This window comes from Paracoccaceae bacterium, assembly GCA_012103375.1.
Classification (GTDB): Bacteria; Pseudomonadota; Alphaproteobacteria; order Rhodobacterales; family Rhodobacteraceae; genus WLWX01.
Map to the genome: position 1 here is coordinate 892967 of WLWX01000001.1, position 13748 is coordinate 906714.

General features: G+C 60.3%; 17 protein-coding genes and 1 pseudogene. 15 read left to right on the plus strand and 3 right to left on the minus strand.

Going from position 1 to position 13748, the window contains the following annotated elements; translation table 11 throughout:
* Positions 1–105: 105 nt before the first annotated feature.
* The 6 genes from secY (at position 106) to rplQ (ending at position 4787) form a co-directional block, all read left to right on the plus strand.
* Positions 106–1470 (plus strand): preprotein translocase subunit SecY, encoded by a 1365-nt coding sequence (secY, locus tag GKR99_04705; protein ID NKB26884.1) that lies wholly within the window; start codon positions 106–108, stop codon positions 1468–1470.
* Positions 1471–1514: 44 nt separating this feature from the next.
* Positions 1515–2093, plus strand: coding sequence for an adenylate kinase (locus GKR99_04710; protein NKB26885.1), 579 nt, complete (start codon positions 1515–1517; stop codon positions 2091–2093).
* Positions 2094–2292: 199 nt separating this feature from the next.
* Positions 2293–2661, plus strand: a complete 369-nt coding sequence (rpsM, locus tag GKR99_04715; GenBank protein ID NKB26886.1) for a 30S ribosomal protein S13 — start codon at positions 2293–2295, stop codon at positions 2659–2661.
* Between the two features lie 15 nt (positions 2662–2676).
* On the plus strand, positions 2677–3063 hold the full coding sequence (rpsK, locus tag GKR99_04720) for a 30S ribosomal protein S11 (GenBank protein ID NKB26887.1): 387 nt from the start codon (positions 2677–2679) through the stop codon (positions 3061–3063).
* A 118-nt stretch (positions 3064–3181) separates the two neighbouring features.
* Complete coding sequence (locus GKR99_04725) at positions 3182–4198, plus strand: DNA-directed RNA polymerase subunit alpha (GenBank protein ID NKB26888.1); 1017 nt, start codon at positions 3182–3184, stop codon at positions 4196–4198.
* 169 nt (positions 4199–4367) lie between these two features.
* Positions 4368–4787, plus strand: a complete 420-nt coding sequence (gene rplQ, locus GKR99_04730) for a 50S ribosomal protein L17 (protein NKB26889.1) — start codon at positions 4368–4370, stop codon at positions 4785–4787.
* A gap of 75 nt (positions 4788–4862) precedes the next feature.
* Here the strand turns inward: rplQ and GKR99_04735 are convergent, their stop codons facing one another.
* Positions 4863–5045 carry a hypothetical protein gene (locus GKR99_04735; GenBank protein ID NKB26890.1) on the minus strand — a complete coding sequence of 61 codons (183 nt, stop codon included), beginning with the start codon at positions 5043–5045 and terminating at the stop codon, positions 4863–4865.
* A gap of 273 nt (positions 5046–5318) precedes the next feature.
* On the opposite strand from GKR99_04735, the gene GKR99_04740 reads away from it, so the two are divergent.
* From GKR99_04740 to GKR99_04780, 9 genes and pseudogenes are all read left to right on the plus strand, one after another.
* Complete coding sequence (locus GKR99_04740) at positions 5319–5930, plus strand: LuxR family transcriptional regulator (GenBank protein ID NKB26891.1); 612 nt, start codon at positions 5319–5321, stop codon at positions 5928–5930.
* Positions 5931–5993: 63 nt separating this feature from the next.
* Complete coding sequence (locus tag GKR99_04745; protein ID NKB26892.1) at positions 5994–6581, plus strand: N-acyl-L-homoserine lactone synthetase; 588 nt, start codon at positions 5994–5996, stop codon at positions 6579–6581.
* Positions 6582–6672: 91 nt separating this feature from the next.
* Positions 6673–7983, plus strand: coding sequence for an AAA family ATPase (locus GKR99_04750; protein NKB26893.1), 1311 nt, complete (start codon positions 6673–6675; stop codon positions 7981–7983).
* A gap of 31 nt (positions 7984–8014) precedes the next feature.
* Positions 8015–8389: a fluoride efflux transporter CrcB gene (gene crcB, locus GKR99_04755; protein ID NKB26894.1), complete on the plus strand. Its 375-nt coding sequence runs from the start codon at positions 8015–8017 to the stop codon at positions 8387–8389.
* The gene (locus GKR99_04760; GenBank protein NKB26895.1) at positions 8386–9429 is read left to right on the plus strand and encodes an RluA family pseudouridine synthase; all 1044 of its coding nucleotides are present in this window, start codon (positions 8386–8388) and stop codon (positions 9427–9429) included. Before crcB ends, GKR99_04760 begins: the two co-directional genes overlap by 4 nt.
* Positions 9417–10073: an HAD-IA family hydrolase gene (locus GKR99_04765; GenBank protein ID NKB26896.1), complete on the plus strand. Its 657-nt coding sequence runs from the start codon at positions 9417–9419 to the stop codon at positions 10071–10073. The genes GKR99_04760 and GKR99_04765 overlap by 13 nt, the downstream gene beginning before the upstream one ends.
* Entirely contained in the window at positions 10070–10783 is a 714-nt protein-coding gene (locus GKR99_04770) for an ATPase (protein ID NKB26897.1), read from the plus strand. Before GKR99_04765 ends, GKR99_04770 begins: the two co-directional genes overlap by 4 nt.
* 194 nt (positions 10784–10977) lie before the next feature.
* Positions 10978–11997, plus strand: coding sequence for a transporter substrate-binding domain-containing protein (locus GKR99_04775; GenBank protein ID NKB26898.1), 1020 nt, complete (start codon positions 10978–10980; stop codon positions 11995–11997).
* Positions 11998–12399: 402 nt separating this feature from the next.
* Positions 12400–12567: pseudogene (locus GKR99_04780) on the plus strand (amino acid ABC transporter permease).
* Positions 12568–12569: 2 nt separating this feature from the next.
* On the opposite strand, the gene GKR99_04785 reads toward GKR99_04780, so the two are convergent.
* Positions 12570–13466 (minus strand): IS3 family transposase, encoded by an 897-nt coding sequence (locus tag GKR99_04785; protein ID NKB26899.1) that lies wholly within the window; start codon positions 13464–13466, stop codon positions 12570–12572.
* Positions 13412–13699 carry a transposase gene (locus GKR99_04790; protein NKB26900.1) on the minus strand — a complete coding sequence of 96 codons (288 nt, stop codon included), beginning with the start codon at positions 13697–13699 and terminating at the stop codon, positions 13412–13414. The genes GKR99_04785 and GKR99_04790 overlap by 55 nt, the downstream gene beginning before the upstream one ends.
* Between the last annotated feature and the right edge of the window lie 49 nt (positions 13700–13748).

Genomic DNA, 13748 nt, shown 5'->3' on the forward strand with positions numbered 1-13748 from the left:
AAGGTTGTTTGCAGCGCCCGCGCTGCTTACATCTTTCTTCAGGTTTTCTGGCGCCGCCGACCGGGACCCGGTCTGGCGGCGCTGACATGATAAAAGGCGCTTTCCATGGCATCAGCCGCAGAACAAATGGCCGCAAACATGAGCTGGAGCGCGTTCGGTAAAGCAACCGAATTGCGCCAGCGCATTGTCTTCACCCTCGGACTGCTGATCGTCTATCGGCTTGGGACGTATATTCCGGTGCCGGGCATCGACGGTGCCGCGCTGCGCAGCTTCATGGAAGACGCCGGCGCAGGGATCGGTGGCATCCTCAACATGTTCACCGGCGGCGCAATCTCGCGCATGGGGATCTTCGCGTTGGGGATCATGCCGTATATCTCGGCCTCGATCATCATTCAGCTGATGACGGCCATGGTGCCCAAGCTGGAACAGCTGAAGAAAGAGGGTGAGCAGGGGCGCAAGAAAATCAACCAATGGACCCGTTATGGCACGGTGTTCCTGGCGACATTCCAGGCCTATGGCCTTGCCGTCAGTCTTGAGGCGGGCGACCTGGTCACCGATCCCGGCTGGTATTTCCGCGCCGCGACAGTGATCACACTGGTTGGCGGCACGATGTTCCTGATGTGGCTGGGTGAGCAGATCACTGCACGCGGCATCGGCAACGGTATCTCACTCATCATCTTTGTCGGCATCATCGCCGAGGTTCCCGCCGCACTTGCGCAATTCCTCAGCCAGGGCCGCAGCGGCGCCATCAGCCCGGCGATCATCGTTGGTGTGATCCTGATGGTTGTTGTGGTGATTGCCTTCGTGGTCTTCATGGAGCGATCCCTGCGCAAGATCCACATCCAGTATCCGCGCCGCCAGGTGGGGATGAAGGTCTATGATGGCGGGTCTTCGCACCTGCCGATCAAGGTGAACCCGGCGGGTGTTATCCCGGCGATCTTCGCCAGCTCTCTGCTATTGCTGCCCACCACCGTCAGCACGTTCTCGGGCGCGCAAACCGGGCCGATCATGTCGACCGTCCTGGCCTACTTCGGCCCCGGTCAGCCGCTGTACCTGCTGTTCTTCGGTGGCATGATCGTGTTCTTCACCTACTTCTACACCTTCAACGTGTCCTTCAAGACCGAGGATGTGGCCGACAACCTGAAGAACCAGAACGGCTTTGTTCCCGGTATCCGCCCCGGCGTGAAAACCAAGGAATACCTGGATTATGTGGTGGTGCGTCTGCTGGTGCTCGGCTCGGCCTATCTGGCGCTGGTGTGTCTGTTGCCGGAAATCCTGCGCAGCCAGCTGGCGATCCCGTTCTACTTCGGCGGCACCTCGGTGCTGATTGTTGTCAGCGTGACGATGGACACGATCCAGCAGGTGCAAAGCCATCTTCTGGCACATCAGTACGAAGGCCTGATCGAAAAATCTCAGCTGCGCGGCAAACGCCGTGGTAAGACTGGCGAAAAGGCCCCTGCGCGCCGGTAAGGTCAAAGGCCACCGCGCCGCAGGTTTCACAGAGGGACCGGGACATGAACATCATTTTGCTTGGCCCTCCGGGGGCCGGAAAAGGCACGCAGGCGCACCGCCTGGTTGAAAAGCGCGACATGATCCAGCTGAGCACCGGCGACATGCTGCGCGAAGCTCGGACCTCTGGCACCGAAATGGGCAAGATGGTCGCCGCCGTGATGGACCGTGGTGATCTGGTCACTGACGCGATTGTCATCGGCTTGATCGAGGAAAAGCTGAACGGCGACGCCAAAGGCGGCTTTATCTTCGACGGCTTCCCCCGCACGCTGGCGCAGGCCGATGCGCTGGGTGACTTGCTGGCACGTCACGGGCAGGCGCTGGATGCTGTAGTCGAACTGCAGGTCGATGACGATGTTCTGGTCGAGCGGATCGTCAACCGCGCGCGTGAGGCCGTGGCAGCCGGTGGAACTGCACGGGCCGACGACAACGAGGAAAGCCTGAAGATCCGGCTGATGGAATACTACAAGAAGACCTCTCCGCTGATCGGATATTACTACGCCAAGGGCGACCTGAAATCGGTCGACGGGTTGGCCGCGATGGATGTGGTCGAGGCGTCGATTGCAGAGGCATTGAAAAGCTGAGGCAAGCAGGGTTGACGCCCCAGTCAATCCCCCCTAAAGCAGCCCATCCCGCAAGGGAATTGGCGTGATTGGGGTCGCACCCCGCATCGCCACAGCACCGAAAGAACCAGCAGCCCGATGGCCGATTGCCGCCTCGGGCTTGCGTTGTGAAAAAAGGGTCTGGAACGACGGACCCGCAACGAAGAAGGAAGTCCATTACATGGCACGTATTGCCGGGGTCAATATCCCCACCGGAAAGCGCGTTCCGATTGCGCTGACCTATATCACTGGTATCGGCCACACCTCGGCCAAAGCGATTTGCGAGGCTGTCAAGATCGACGCCACCCGCCGCGTGAACGAGCTGAGCGATGCTGAAGTCCTCGCCATTCGCGAACATATCGACGCAAATTTCACCGTCGAAGGTGACCTGCGCCGCGAAGTGCAGATGAACGTCAAGCGTCTGATGGACCTCGGATCCTATCGCGGTCTGCGCCATCGCCGCAACCTGCCGGTTCGCGGTCAGCGCACCCACACCAACGCCCGTACCCGCAAAGGCCCCGCAAAGGCCATTGCCGGCAAGAAGAAATAAGGGGGGTCTGGTCAGATGGCACGTGATCGTCGCGTAAAGAAAAAAGTCTCGAAGAACATCGCCGCTGGTGTGGCGCATGTGAATTCGTCGTTCAACAACACCAAGATCCTGATCTCGGACGTGCAGGGCAACGCAATTGCCTGGTCGTCCGCCGGGACCATGGGCTTCAAAGGCTCGCGGAAATCCACACCCTATGCGGCCCAGATGGCGGCAGAGGATGCGGGTCGCAAAGCAGCCGAGCACGGCGTGAAAACGCTGGAAGTCGAAGTGCAGGGGCCGGGTTCGGGGCGTGAAAGCGCGCTGCGCGCACTGGCCGCCGCCGGGTTCAACATCACCTCGATCCGTGATGTCACCCCGATGGCGCACAACGGCTGCCGCCCGCCAAAGCGCCGCCGCGTCTAAGGCAAGAACAACCCCGGTCGGGTCGCGGAAAATTGCCGCTGGCCCGGCTTCGTCATTTGAACCTCGGGCGTCTGCCGGCCTCGGACATGGGCAGCAGGCAAGGATTGAGGAGACACACATGATCCATAAGAATTGGGCCGAACTGATCAAGCCGACACAGCTTGACGTGAAACCGGGCAACGACGCGATGCGTCAGGCAACCGTGATTGCCGAACCGCTGAAACGTGGCTTTGGCCTGACGCTGGGCAACGCCCTGCGCCGGGTTTTGATGAGCAGCCTCCAGGGTGCCGCGATCACCAGCGTTCAGATCGACAACGTCCTGCACGAGTTTTCAAGCGTTGCAGGCGTGCGCGAAGATGTCACCGACATCGTGCTGAACCTCAAAGGTGTTGCGATCCGTATGGAAGTCGAAGGGCCCAAGCGCCTGTCGATTTCGGCCAAAGGCCCGGCGGTTGTGACCGCCGCCGACATCAGCGAAAGCGCGGGCATCGAGATTCTGAACAAGGATCACGTGATCTGCCACCTCGACGATGGCGCCGACCTGTTCATGGAACTGACGGTCAGCACCGGCAAAGGCTATGTCGCCGCCGACCGTAACCGCCCCGAAGATGCGCCCATCGGCCTGATGCCGATCGACGCGATCTTTTCGCCGGTGCGCAAGGTCAGTTATGACGTTCAGCCGACGCGCGAAGGTCAGGTTCTGGATTACGACAAGCTGACGCTGAAACTGGAAACCGATGGCTCGATCAGCCCGGACGACGCGGTGGCCTATGCCGCCCGCATCCTGCAGGATCAGCTGAGCATCTTCGTCAACTTCGACGAACCGGAAAGCGCGCGCGCCGAAAGCGACGATGACGGTCTGGAATTCAACCCGCTTCTGCTGAAGAAGGTTGATGAGCTGGAGCTTAGCGTCCGTTCTGCCAACTGCCTGAAGAACGACAACATCGTCTACATTGGCGATCTGATCCAGAAAACCGAAGCCGAGATGCTGCGCACGCCGAACTTCGGCCGCAAGTCGCTCAACGAGATCAAAGAGGTCTTGTCAGGCATGGGTCTGCATCTGGGCATGGATGTCGAGGAATGGCCGCCTGAGAATATCGAGGATCTGGCCAAGAAGTTCGAAGACCAGTTCTGATCGAATAGGCAAGGCGTATGGCCGGGTGCCATACGTTTTGCCGACACTTTGCCGACGTCCTGCCGACGTCGCAAACCCGGGCATCCGCCCCAAGGAGAGCTGGTGACACGCATCGCCAGCCGGACAAAGTAAAACAGCCCGTAGAGGGCATCGAAACGGAGTAAGACACATGCGTCACGCACGGGGCTATCGCCGCCTGAACCGCACCCACGAACACCGCAAGGCGCTGTTCGCCAACATGGCCGGATCGCTGATCGAACACGAACAGATCAAGACGACCCTGCCCAAAGCCAAGGAACTCAAGCGGATCGCTGACAAGCTGATCACGCTGGGCAAACGCGGCGATCTGCACGCCCGCCGTCAGGCCGCTTCGCGGCTGAAGCAGGACATGCACGTCGCCAAATTGTTCGAGGTTCTGGGGCCGCGCTACAAGGAACGCCAGGGCGGCTATGTCCGGGTTCTGAAGGCCGGGTTCCGCTATGGCGACATGGCCCCGATGGCCATTGTCGAACTGGTGGATCGCAACGTAGACGCCAAAGGCGCCGCAGATCGCGCCAGGGTTGAGTCCGAGGCCGAATCGGAAACCTAAACGCGTTAATCCCCATCGGATTATGTAGAATTTTGGAAACGGTCGGCGTTTCGCCGGCCGTTTGTTTACGAATCGTCAGTTCGCGCGGCGTTCCGAGTTGATATTTTTCAGCGATAGCGAAACCAGAAAAGATTGCGTCGTTTCCGCCTCATTCTGGCTTTCACGACTGCTCAGGACCATAAAATTAAGGAGGTCGGCACCAGAATCGCCTGCCAGAGTCTCTGGCAAAACTGTGTTTTTTTCTTTGATTTCCGTCACGTCAGCCCCCGCGCCTTCAACCCGTAACCCGCAATTTAAGGTTGAAACGCACGAAAGCAACCTGTCTAAATAGGTATGTCAGCGGCCAACTGGGTGGTTACGCTGACGTAAACGAAAGGGAATGGTAGCGACACGGTGATGTTCGATTTCGCCAATGCGTGACAAGTTGTTGCGTCTGGTAGGACTTTGCCGCCTCGTAGAACTGGTATGTGGCATTACGACGAAAGCCAATTCAAGACGACATCCGCCGACGGCGGGGGGTCCAATGATGGCATGACAAAATCGAGGGAGCTTAACGTTCTCTTCGAGGAGCTGGGCGCGATGTCCCCGAAAGGGTTCTCGGCCGGGCTTCATATTCGTTTTGCGGCACCGCTGGTCTTTGTTCAGACCTACTGTTCGGATTGGATCAAACTCTACACCGAAAATGCATATGCCTTGCGCGATCCTCTGGTTTTCTGGGGACTAGGGGTCAAAGGTGCTACTCGGTGGAGCGCGATCAAGCTTCCTGACCCTTTCAACATCATTGGACAGGCCCGTGACTACGGGCTTACGTATGGTGCAGTGTTCTCCTTCGGGCCGATCACGTCACGTACCATCGTCGGCATTGCGCGCGATGACCGAGAGTTCAGTGACGAGGAGATAGCCAAGGCAGCGGACCTGGTGACACGTTTACATGTCGCCGCCGAGCCTCCGTCGGAATTGACGGGCGCTCAGGTCGAAGCTTTGCGTCTGCTCGCCGAGGGGGACCGGCACACAGCGGCCGCGGCAAAGCTAGGAATTTCCGAAAGTGCGTTGAAAGCAAGGCTCAGTTCGGCACGGTCGCGTTTGGGAGCGCGCACCACTGCCGAAGCGTTGCGGAAAGCGCGGGAGTTCCGCCTCTTGTAAAACAGTAGCTTGCACCATCCCCCTCCGACTTTTTTGTAACCATGCAAACTAGCGGGGGCTAATATGCAAACCACAACTCTATCATTCAACAATATGCACAAACATGGCGAATTGTTTTCGAACATGCTTCGGGCACGCCATAATACCTTTATCGGTCGGAAGAACTGGGATCTCCCAGAAGCCGACGGTATGGAATTCGATCAGTATGACACCCCGGCCAGCCGCTGGATCGCCGTGCACGAATTTGGTCGTGTTCTGGCCGGTGTCCGTCTGACCCCGACAACCAATAGGGTCGGTATCTATACGTATATGATCCGCGACGCTCAGCGCGGATTGCTGGATACGATCCCCAAGGACCTGATGTGGGACACTGCCCCAGTGGCATCCCATGTCTGGGAAAGCAGCCGAGTGTTCGTCACCCAAGACGTCCCGAGCAAGCTGCGACTGCGCGTACAGATGGCGCTGATCGGCGAGATGGTCTCGTCGGCGCGTGAACTTGGCGCGTCAACTGTGCTTGGTATGATCCCGGAACACTCGCCACGTCTGGCGCGGCGCACCGGTATCGATTGCCGCCCCTGTGGGCCGGTGATGGATATCGAAGGCTCGCGCAGCGTATGTGTGAATATCAACCTGGCAACCAAGCTTCACTAACCCAGCCGAAAGGGGCCCCGGGGCAGTTCCCCGCGCCTGGGGTCCCTCTTTCCTGCTTCCAACGGGCGTGGCCCGCACCTATGTCTTATGCATGGCCGATTTGTTCGACATCGCAGGCGACTCCCCCAATGGTGCTCCACGTCCGTTGGCTGACAGGCTCAGACCTCAGAAACTAAGCGACGTCATCGGTCAGGATCATATCCTTGCTGATGACGCGCCTTTGGGATCCATGCTGGCATCAGGCAGCCTGTCGTCGCTGATCTTCTGGGGCCCGCCGGGTGTCGGCAAAACCACCATCGCGCGATTGCTTGCGGATGAGACGGATCTGGCCTTTGTGCAGATCAGTGCGATTTTCACCGGCGTGCCCGAGCTGCGAAAAGTGTTCGAGGCAGCCCGGATGCGGCGCACCAACGGGCAGGGCACGCTACTGTTCGTTGACGAAATACACCGTTTCAACAAGGCGCAGCAGGACGGTTTCCTGCCGCATATGGAAGACGGCACCATTCTGCTGGTCGGCGCCACGACGGAAAACCCCAGCTTCGAGTTAAACGCCGCCTTGATGAGCCGGGCCACGGTGCTGGTTCTGGAACGGCTGACGCTGGCACATATGGAATTGCTGGCGCAGCGGGCCGAAAAAGACCTAGGCGCGCCCCTGCCGCTTGACGGTCCTGCGCGCGAGGCGCTGTTTGAAATGGCCGATGGCGATGGGCGGGCGTTGCTGAACCTGGTCGAGCAGGTGATCGCCTGGAAGGCAACCGGCAAGCTGGACGTCGCCGCATTGACGAAGCGGCTGCAAAAACGTGCCGCGCAATACGACAAGTCGGGTGATGCGCATTACAACCTGATCAGCGCCCTTCATAAATCGGTGCGCGGGTCCGACCCTGATGCCGCGCTTTACTGGTTCGCCCGGATGCTGGAAGGCGGCGAAGACCCGCGCTATCTGGCGCGGCGCATCACCCGCATGGCGGTCGAGGACATCGGTCTGGCGGACAGTCACGCGCAACAAGTCTGTCTGGATGGCTGGCAGACCTATGAACGCCTCGGGTCGCCCGAGGGAGAGTTGGCTCTGGCGCAGGCGGTGATCTACCTCGCCCTCGCCCCGAAATCGAACGCGGGTTATGCGGCCTATAAGAATGCGCGCCGCGCGGCGGCCAGTACCGGATCCGAACCGCCGCCCAAGCACATCCTGAACGCGCCCACCGGGCTGATGAAGGAACAGGGCTACGGAGAGGGTTACGCCTATGACCATGATGCCGAGGGCGCGTTTTCCGGGCAGAATTATTTCCCCGATGGCATGAAGCGCGGCGTCTATTACCAGCCCGTCGAACGCGGGTTCGAGCGTGAGTTGAAAAAGCGCCTCGACTGGTTTGTCGCGCAACGGGCGAAAAAGACTCGCTGTTGACAGCCGGGGCGCGGCGGGGGACATGCAGCCCATGTTTGCAACGCTTCTACAAGTGGCCGCCGGTGGCGCATTGGGTGCGTCCGCGCGGTATCTGACCGGGGTCGGCGCCGTGCGGCTGTTCGGCCATGGGTTTCCCTGGGGGACGCTGATTGTGAACGTTGTCGGCTCTTTCCTGATGGGGGTGCTGATCGTGGTTCTGGCGCAAAAGGGCGGCATGCGGTTCGCGCCGTTCCTGACCATCGGCCTGCTAGGCGGCTTCACCACATTCTCGGCCTTTTCGCTGGACGCGGTGACGTTGTTTGAACGCGGGCAGATCGGCGCGGCAGCAGGCTATGTCGCGGCCTCGGTCGTCGTGTCTATCGCTGCTCTGTTCTTCGGCCTCTGGATCGCAAGGGGCGCGGTATGAGCGGTGTCCAGACCCTGACCATCGGCAAGGATGAGGGCGACCAGCGTCTTGACCGCTGGTTCCGCCGCCATTTCCCGCAGGTCGGGCAGGGACGGATCGAAAAGCTGTGCCGCAAGGGCGAAATTCGCGTGGACGGTGGCCGGGTGAAGGCCGCGACCCGTGTGGCAGTCGGGCAGGTGGTCCGCATACCGCCGCTGCCGGACACCGCCGCGCCCAAACCGCGCCGGACATTCAAGGTATCTGATGCGGATGCCGCGATGATCCGTGATTGCGTCCTCTATCGCGACGACCACCTGATCGCACTCAACAAACCCGCCGGGCTGGCGACGCAAGGCGGCAGCGGCCAGACCCGCCATATCGACGGCATGGCCGAGGCGCTGTGTTTCGGGCTGGAGGATGCGCCCAAGCTGGTGCATCAGCTGGACAAGGATACCTCGGGCGTGCTGCTGCTGGCGCGCAGCCGCGCTGCCGCCAAATCACTGGCCGAGGCATTCCGCCATCGCAACACCCGCAAGATCTATTGGGCCGCGGTTGCGGGCGTGCCGCATCCGCGGATGGGCACGATCAAATACGGGTTGGTGAAAGCGCCCGGCGCGAAAGGTGAACGGATGCTGTGCGTCCACCCGGATGAGGTCGCCTCGACCCCCGATGCCAAACGGGCAACCACCGATTTCGCGGTACTGGCCAACCTGGGTCAGCGTGCTGCCTGGGTGGCGCTGTCGCCGATCACCGGGCGCACGCACCAGCTGCGCGCCCATATGGCCGAGATCGGGCACCCGATTGCGGGCGACGGCAAGTATGGCGGCAGCGGGCAGGAAAATCTGGGCGATGGCTGGGGTGCGGGGCTGGGGGGTGCGCTCAGCAAGAAACTGCACCTGCATGCCCGCAGCCTGACCTTCAAGCATCCTTTCACCGGCGCCGCGCTGACCCTGACGGCCCCCTTGCCCGACCACATGACCCGCACATGGGAGGTGATGGACTGGCGCGCCGCCGACGTCCCCCCCGACCCGTTTGATGAGGACGCGGAATGGCCCGCCTGATCCTGTTTGATGTCGATGGCACCCTGATCGACAGTCAGGCGCATATTCAGGCGGCCATGGCGGCGGCCTTCGCGGATCAGGGGCTGGCAGCGCCGGACCGTGCGGCGGTCCTGTCCATCATCGGCCTGTCGTTGCCGCAGGCCATGGCCCGGTTGGCGCCTGATGCGAATGCCGATGCGTTAAGCGATGCATACAAAGCCTCGTTCGCCAGTGCGCGGGCCAGTGCTGTGGACCCGGCACCGCTGTACCCCGGGGCGCGCGACGCGCTGGACCGGCTGCATGGGGCCGGTCATCTGCTGGGCACGGCCACGGGAAAATCCCGGCGCGGATTGGATCACATGGTCGCGCATCACGGGCTGGAGGCGCATTTCGTCACGCTGCAATGCGCTGACACGCATCCGTCCAAACCCCACCCCTCGATGGTTCTGACGGCGATGGAGGATGCCGGGGTCGGCCCCGAAGACACCGTGATGATCGGCGACACCACCTTCGACATCCAGATGGGTCGCGCCGCCGGGGTGGCGACGATCGGGGTCAGCTGGGGATACCACCCGGTATCCAGCCTGCGCGACTGCGGGGCGGGTCGGATCGCGGATGATTTCGGCGATCTTCTACAAGGTTTTCTGGTCGAGGCTGCTGGATGAGCGATTGGGCCGCCAAACGTTTCTGGAAAGACACCTCTGTGGTCGAAGTCGGCGATGGCTGGACCGTCCACCTCGACACGCGTTGCGTGCGCACCCCCGCAAAGGCGGCCCTGACACTGCCGACCCGCCCCATGGCCGAGGCCATTGCGGCCGAATGGGCGGCGCAGGACGGTCTGATCAATCCCCTGACAATGCCCGTGACCCGCGCCGCCAATGCTGCCATCGACAAGGTCGCGCCGCAACGTGCCGAAGTTGCAGCCATGATCGCGGCCTATGGGGAAACCGACTTGCTGAGCCATCGCGCCGAAGGCCCGGCAGAGCTTGTGGCGCGACAGGCCACGGCCTGGGACCCGCTGCTGGACTGGGCTGCGCAGATGTTCGGGGCGCGCCTGGGCGTCGGCGCGGGCATCATGCCGCTTGACCATCCGCCCGAAGCTCTGCGCCGGCTTGCCGATGCGGTGGCGACCTATGATCCCTTTGAACTGACCGCCCTGCATGACCTTGTCAGTCTGACCGGTTCACTGATCATCGGGCTGGCAACCCTGCACGGCGTTCAGCCGTCCGAAGCGCTATGGCAGGCCGGGCGAATCGATGAAGACTGGCAGATTGAACAGTGGGGACGCGATGATTTGGCCGACGCCGAGGCAGCGATTCGCCGAACAGGATTTTTGCAAGCGATTGCATTCTTTCACCTTACGCAACGTTATTAGAATTTTCCTGCGCTCGGCGCAAAATTAGGGCCGATTGGGCCCAATTCTGCGCGCGGGAGCCTTGACCTAATCCAACCTCGTCCTGCATGTTGCGCGCCACGCAGGGATCAAATCCTGTTAGATTAACCATTCTGGTCCTTTATGGGCCTAAAAAACACCACCCGCAGAGGTGGTCCCATCAGGAAGAGGTAAACATGAAAAAATCAACTTTTCTGGGCGCTTTGACCGTTGCCGGTCTGGCTGCCGCAGGTGCCGCCGCTGGTACACTTGATGATGTCAAGGAACGCGGAAAGCTGAACTGCGGTGTGTCCACCGGCGTTGCCGGCTTTGCGATGCCCGATGCCAACGGTGAATGGCAGGGGTTTGACGTGGCCATGTGCCGCGCGGTTGCAGCCGCCGTTCTGAATGACGCTTCGGCGATCGAATTTGTTCCGACCACCGGCAAGACCCGCTTCACGGCGCTTGCCTCGGGCGAAATCGACATGCTGGCGCGCAACACCACCTGGACTTTCAGCCGCGATGTCGACCTGAAGTTCGAATTCGTCGGCGTGAACTATTACGACGGTCAGGGCTTTCTGGCACCGAAAGAGCTGGGCGTGACCTCGGCCAAGGATCTGGATGGCGCAACAATCTGCATTCAGACCGGTACGACCACGGAACTGAACCTCGCGGATTTCTTCCGCGTCAACAACATCAGCTATGAGCCGGTTCCGATTGAAACCAACGCCGAAGCGCTGCAGCAGCTTGGTGCCGGTTCCTGTGATGTCTATACCTCTGACGCATCCGGTCTGGCCGCAAGCCGTGCAACGTTCGAGAACGCCAGCGAGTGGGTGATCCTGCCCGAAATCATCTCGAAAGAGCCGCTGGGCCCGCTGGTCCGTCACGGTGACAGCGAATGGGGTGACGTGGTTCGCTGGACGCTGAACGCGCTGGTCGCTGCCGAGGAATATGGCGTGACCTCGGCCAATATGGGCGATCTGGCTGCGGCTGCCGGTGACAACCCGGAAATCAACCGTCTTCTGGGCACCGAAGGCACCTTGGGCGAAATGCTGGGTCTGGATGCCGAATGGGCACAGCGCGCCATTGGCGTTGCCGGCAACTATGGCGAGGTGTTCGAAAAGAACATCGGTGAGAACACGCCAATCGGTCTGGCGCGCGGTCTGAACGCGCAGTGGACCGAAGGTGGTCTGCTCTACGCACCGCCGTTCCGCTAAAAGACAGTCAGGAAAGGGCGCGGGCATCCCCCGCGCCCTTTTCACATCTGCCAGACCAGACAAATTTCGGGCGCCGCATCGCGTGACAAACACGCGGGATCAAGACGCGCCGGACCCAACGGGGGTATTTGTAAAATGACAACGGTGACCGATCCGCCGATTGTGTTGAAAAACTCCGTTTTAGGGCCTGAACGATGATTTTTCTTTCCATGCAGCCCGATCCTAAATTTTTGGCGCGGGGGTCGGCCCAAATCGCCTACATGCGCTCACGCGCAGCCATGCGCTGTCTCGTGGTCAAAGCTTTCCGACTATTTCGCTTCATAGGTTTTCGCAAGAAATCCGCGACGCTCTGATTTCGGAGTTTTTCAACACAATCCGCCGAAAACGGCCTTCCGGCTGTCGATGCTGATTTACGACACGCGCTACCGCTCGATGACGATCCAGGTAATTGCCCTGATCGGCTTCATGTTGCTTGCCGCGTTCCTGATCAGCAATACCATGCAAAACCTGGCCAATCTTGGGAAAGAGCCGGACTTCGGCTTCCTGAACGAACCGGCGGGCTATGACATTGTCTAGCCCCCAAGTTCTGGGCCATTTCTGATTAGAGTTTCTGGCATTGGTGGTCGCATGTTCAGAGCCTGGTGCGGACGTGTGTGGTTGTACTGCTTAAGCCAATGATTGATGACGATCTGTGCCTGTTTCGTTGTTGTGAACCATTCAGCGTTGAGGATCTCGTGCCGGAGAGTGCCGTTGAACCTCTCGTTGTATCCGTTTTCCCAAGGGGACCCCGGATAGATTCTAATTGGTCGAACACCAACGCGAACCAACCACTCCTGCATCGCCTTGGCTACGAACTCTGGGCCGTTGTCGGAGCGGATATACTCCGGCGTGCCATGGCAGAGGAGCAGCGGATATAGCGCCTCCAGAACATCTTCGGCGCCCATCCTGCTGCGAACTTCCACGGCCAGGGCCTGCCGGGTGTACTCATCCAGAACGGTCAGCATCTTGTAGCTCCGGCCATTGCTGAGCTTGTCGTGAACGAAGTCGATGCTCCAGATGTGGTTCGGATGCGTCGGCCTGAGGCGAATGATCGAGCTGTCCTTGTGATAAAGCCGTCTGCGCTTCCTGTGCCGCTGCGGGAGTTGCAGTCCTTCTTCCTGCCAGAGACGCTCAACCTTCTTATGATTGACCCGCCAGCCCTCGATGCGCAGGAGTTCCGAAACTTTACGATAGCCGTAGCGCCCATATTGCTTGGCCAGGCGGATCAAAGCGAGCCGTAGAGCATCATCGTCTTTTGGCGCGGGTCGATATTGCAGAGAGCTTCGCGCCAGACCGACGACCCGGCAGGTCCTCCGCTCCGAGGTCGCGAGCTTTTGGCGCGTATGAATAACGGCCTGACGGAGCTCCCCAGTCGTCAGGCCCTGGGCTTTAAGTAGTTCAGGCTTTCTTTGAGGATCAGCTTGTCCAATTCAAGCTCAGCGACGATCTTCTTGAGACGCCCATTCTCCTTTTCCAGGCTGCGCATCTCCGACAACTGCGACCGTCCCATACCACCAAACCGTTTCCGCCAGTTGTAATATGTCGCATCGCTGATGCCGACGCTACGACACGCCGATGCAACGTCACTTCCTCCCGTCAGCTTCAGCTCAATCTCACGCAGCAGCTTCAATACATCTTCGTCCGAATGCCGTTTCCGTGCCATTACATATTCCCCTCTCAAGACCAATGTAGTGGCCCAGTTTTAGGGGGGA

What these genes read in the sequence shown, in the direction of transcription:
- secY (NKB26884.1), top strand. Translation starts at nt 106, where the DNA reads ATGGCATCAGCCGCAGAACAAATGGCCGCAAACATGAGCTGGAGCGCG.
- GKR99_04710 (NKB26885.1), top strand. Translation starts at nt 1,515, where the DNA reads ATGAACATCATTTTGCTTGGCCCTCCGGGGGCCGGAAAAGGCACGCAG.
- rpsM (NKB26886.1), top strand. Translation starts at nt 2,293, where the DNA reads ATGGCACGTATTGCCGGGGTCAATATCCCCACCGGAAAGCGCGTTCCG.
- rpsK (NKB26887.1), top strand. Translation starts at nt 2,677, where the DNA reads ATGGCACGTGATCGTCGCGTAAAGAAAAAAGTCTCGAAGAACATCGCC.
- GKR99_04725 (NKB26888.1), top strand. Translation starts at nt 3,182, where the DNA reads ATGATCCATAAGAATTGGGCCGAACTGATCAAGCCGACACAGCTTGAC.
- rplQ (NKB26889.1), top strand. Translation starts at nt 4,368, where the DNA reads ATGCGTCACGCACGGGGCTATCGCCGCCTGAACCGCACCCACGAACAC.
- GKR99_04740 (NKB26891.1), top strand. Translation starts at nt 5,319, where the DNA reads ATGACAAAATCGAGGGAGCTTAACGTTCTCTTCGAGGAGCTGGGCGCG.
- GKR99_04745 (NKB26892.1), top strand. Translation starts at nt 5,994, where the DNA reads ATGCAAACCACAACTCTATCATTCAACAATATGCACAAACATGGCGAA.
- GKR99_04750 (NKB26893.1), top strand. Translation starts at nt 6,673, where the DNA reads ATGGCCGATTTGTTCGACATCGCAGGCGACTCCCCCAATGGTGCTCCA.
- crcB (NKB26894.1), top strand. Translation starts at nt 8,015, where the DNA reads ATGTTTGCAACGCTTCTACAAGTGGCCGCCGGTGGCGCATTGGGTGCG.
- GKR99_04760 (NKB26895.1), top strand. Translation starts at nt 8,386, where the DNA reads ATGAGCGGTGTCCAGACCCTGACCATCGGCAAGGATGAGGGCGACCAG.
- GKR99_04765 (NKB26896.1), top strand. Translation starts at nt 9,417, where the DNA reads ATGGCCCGCCTGATCCTGTTTGATGTCGATGGCACCCTGATCGACAGT.
- GKR99_04770 (NKB26897.1), top strand. Translation starts at nt 10,070, where the DNA reads ATGAGCGATTGGGCCGCCAAACGTTTCTGGAAAGACACCTCTGTGGTC.
- GKR99_04775 (NKB26898.1), top strand. Translation starts at nt 10,978, where the DNA reads ATGAAAAAATCAACTTTTCTGGGCGCTTTGACCGTTGCCGGTCTGGCT.
- GKR99_04790 (NKB26900.1), bottom strand. Translation starts at nt 13,699, where the DNA reads ATGGCACGGAAACGGCATTCGGACGAAGATGTATTGAAGCTGCTGCGT.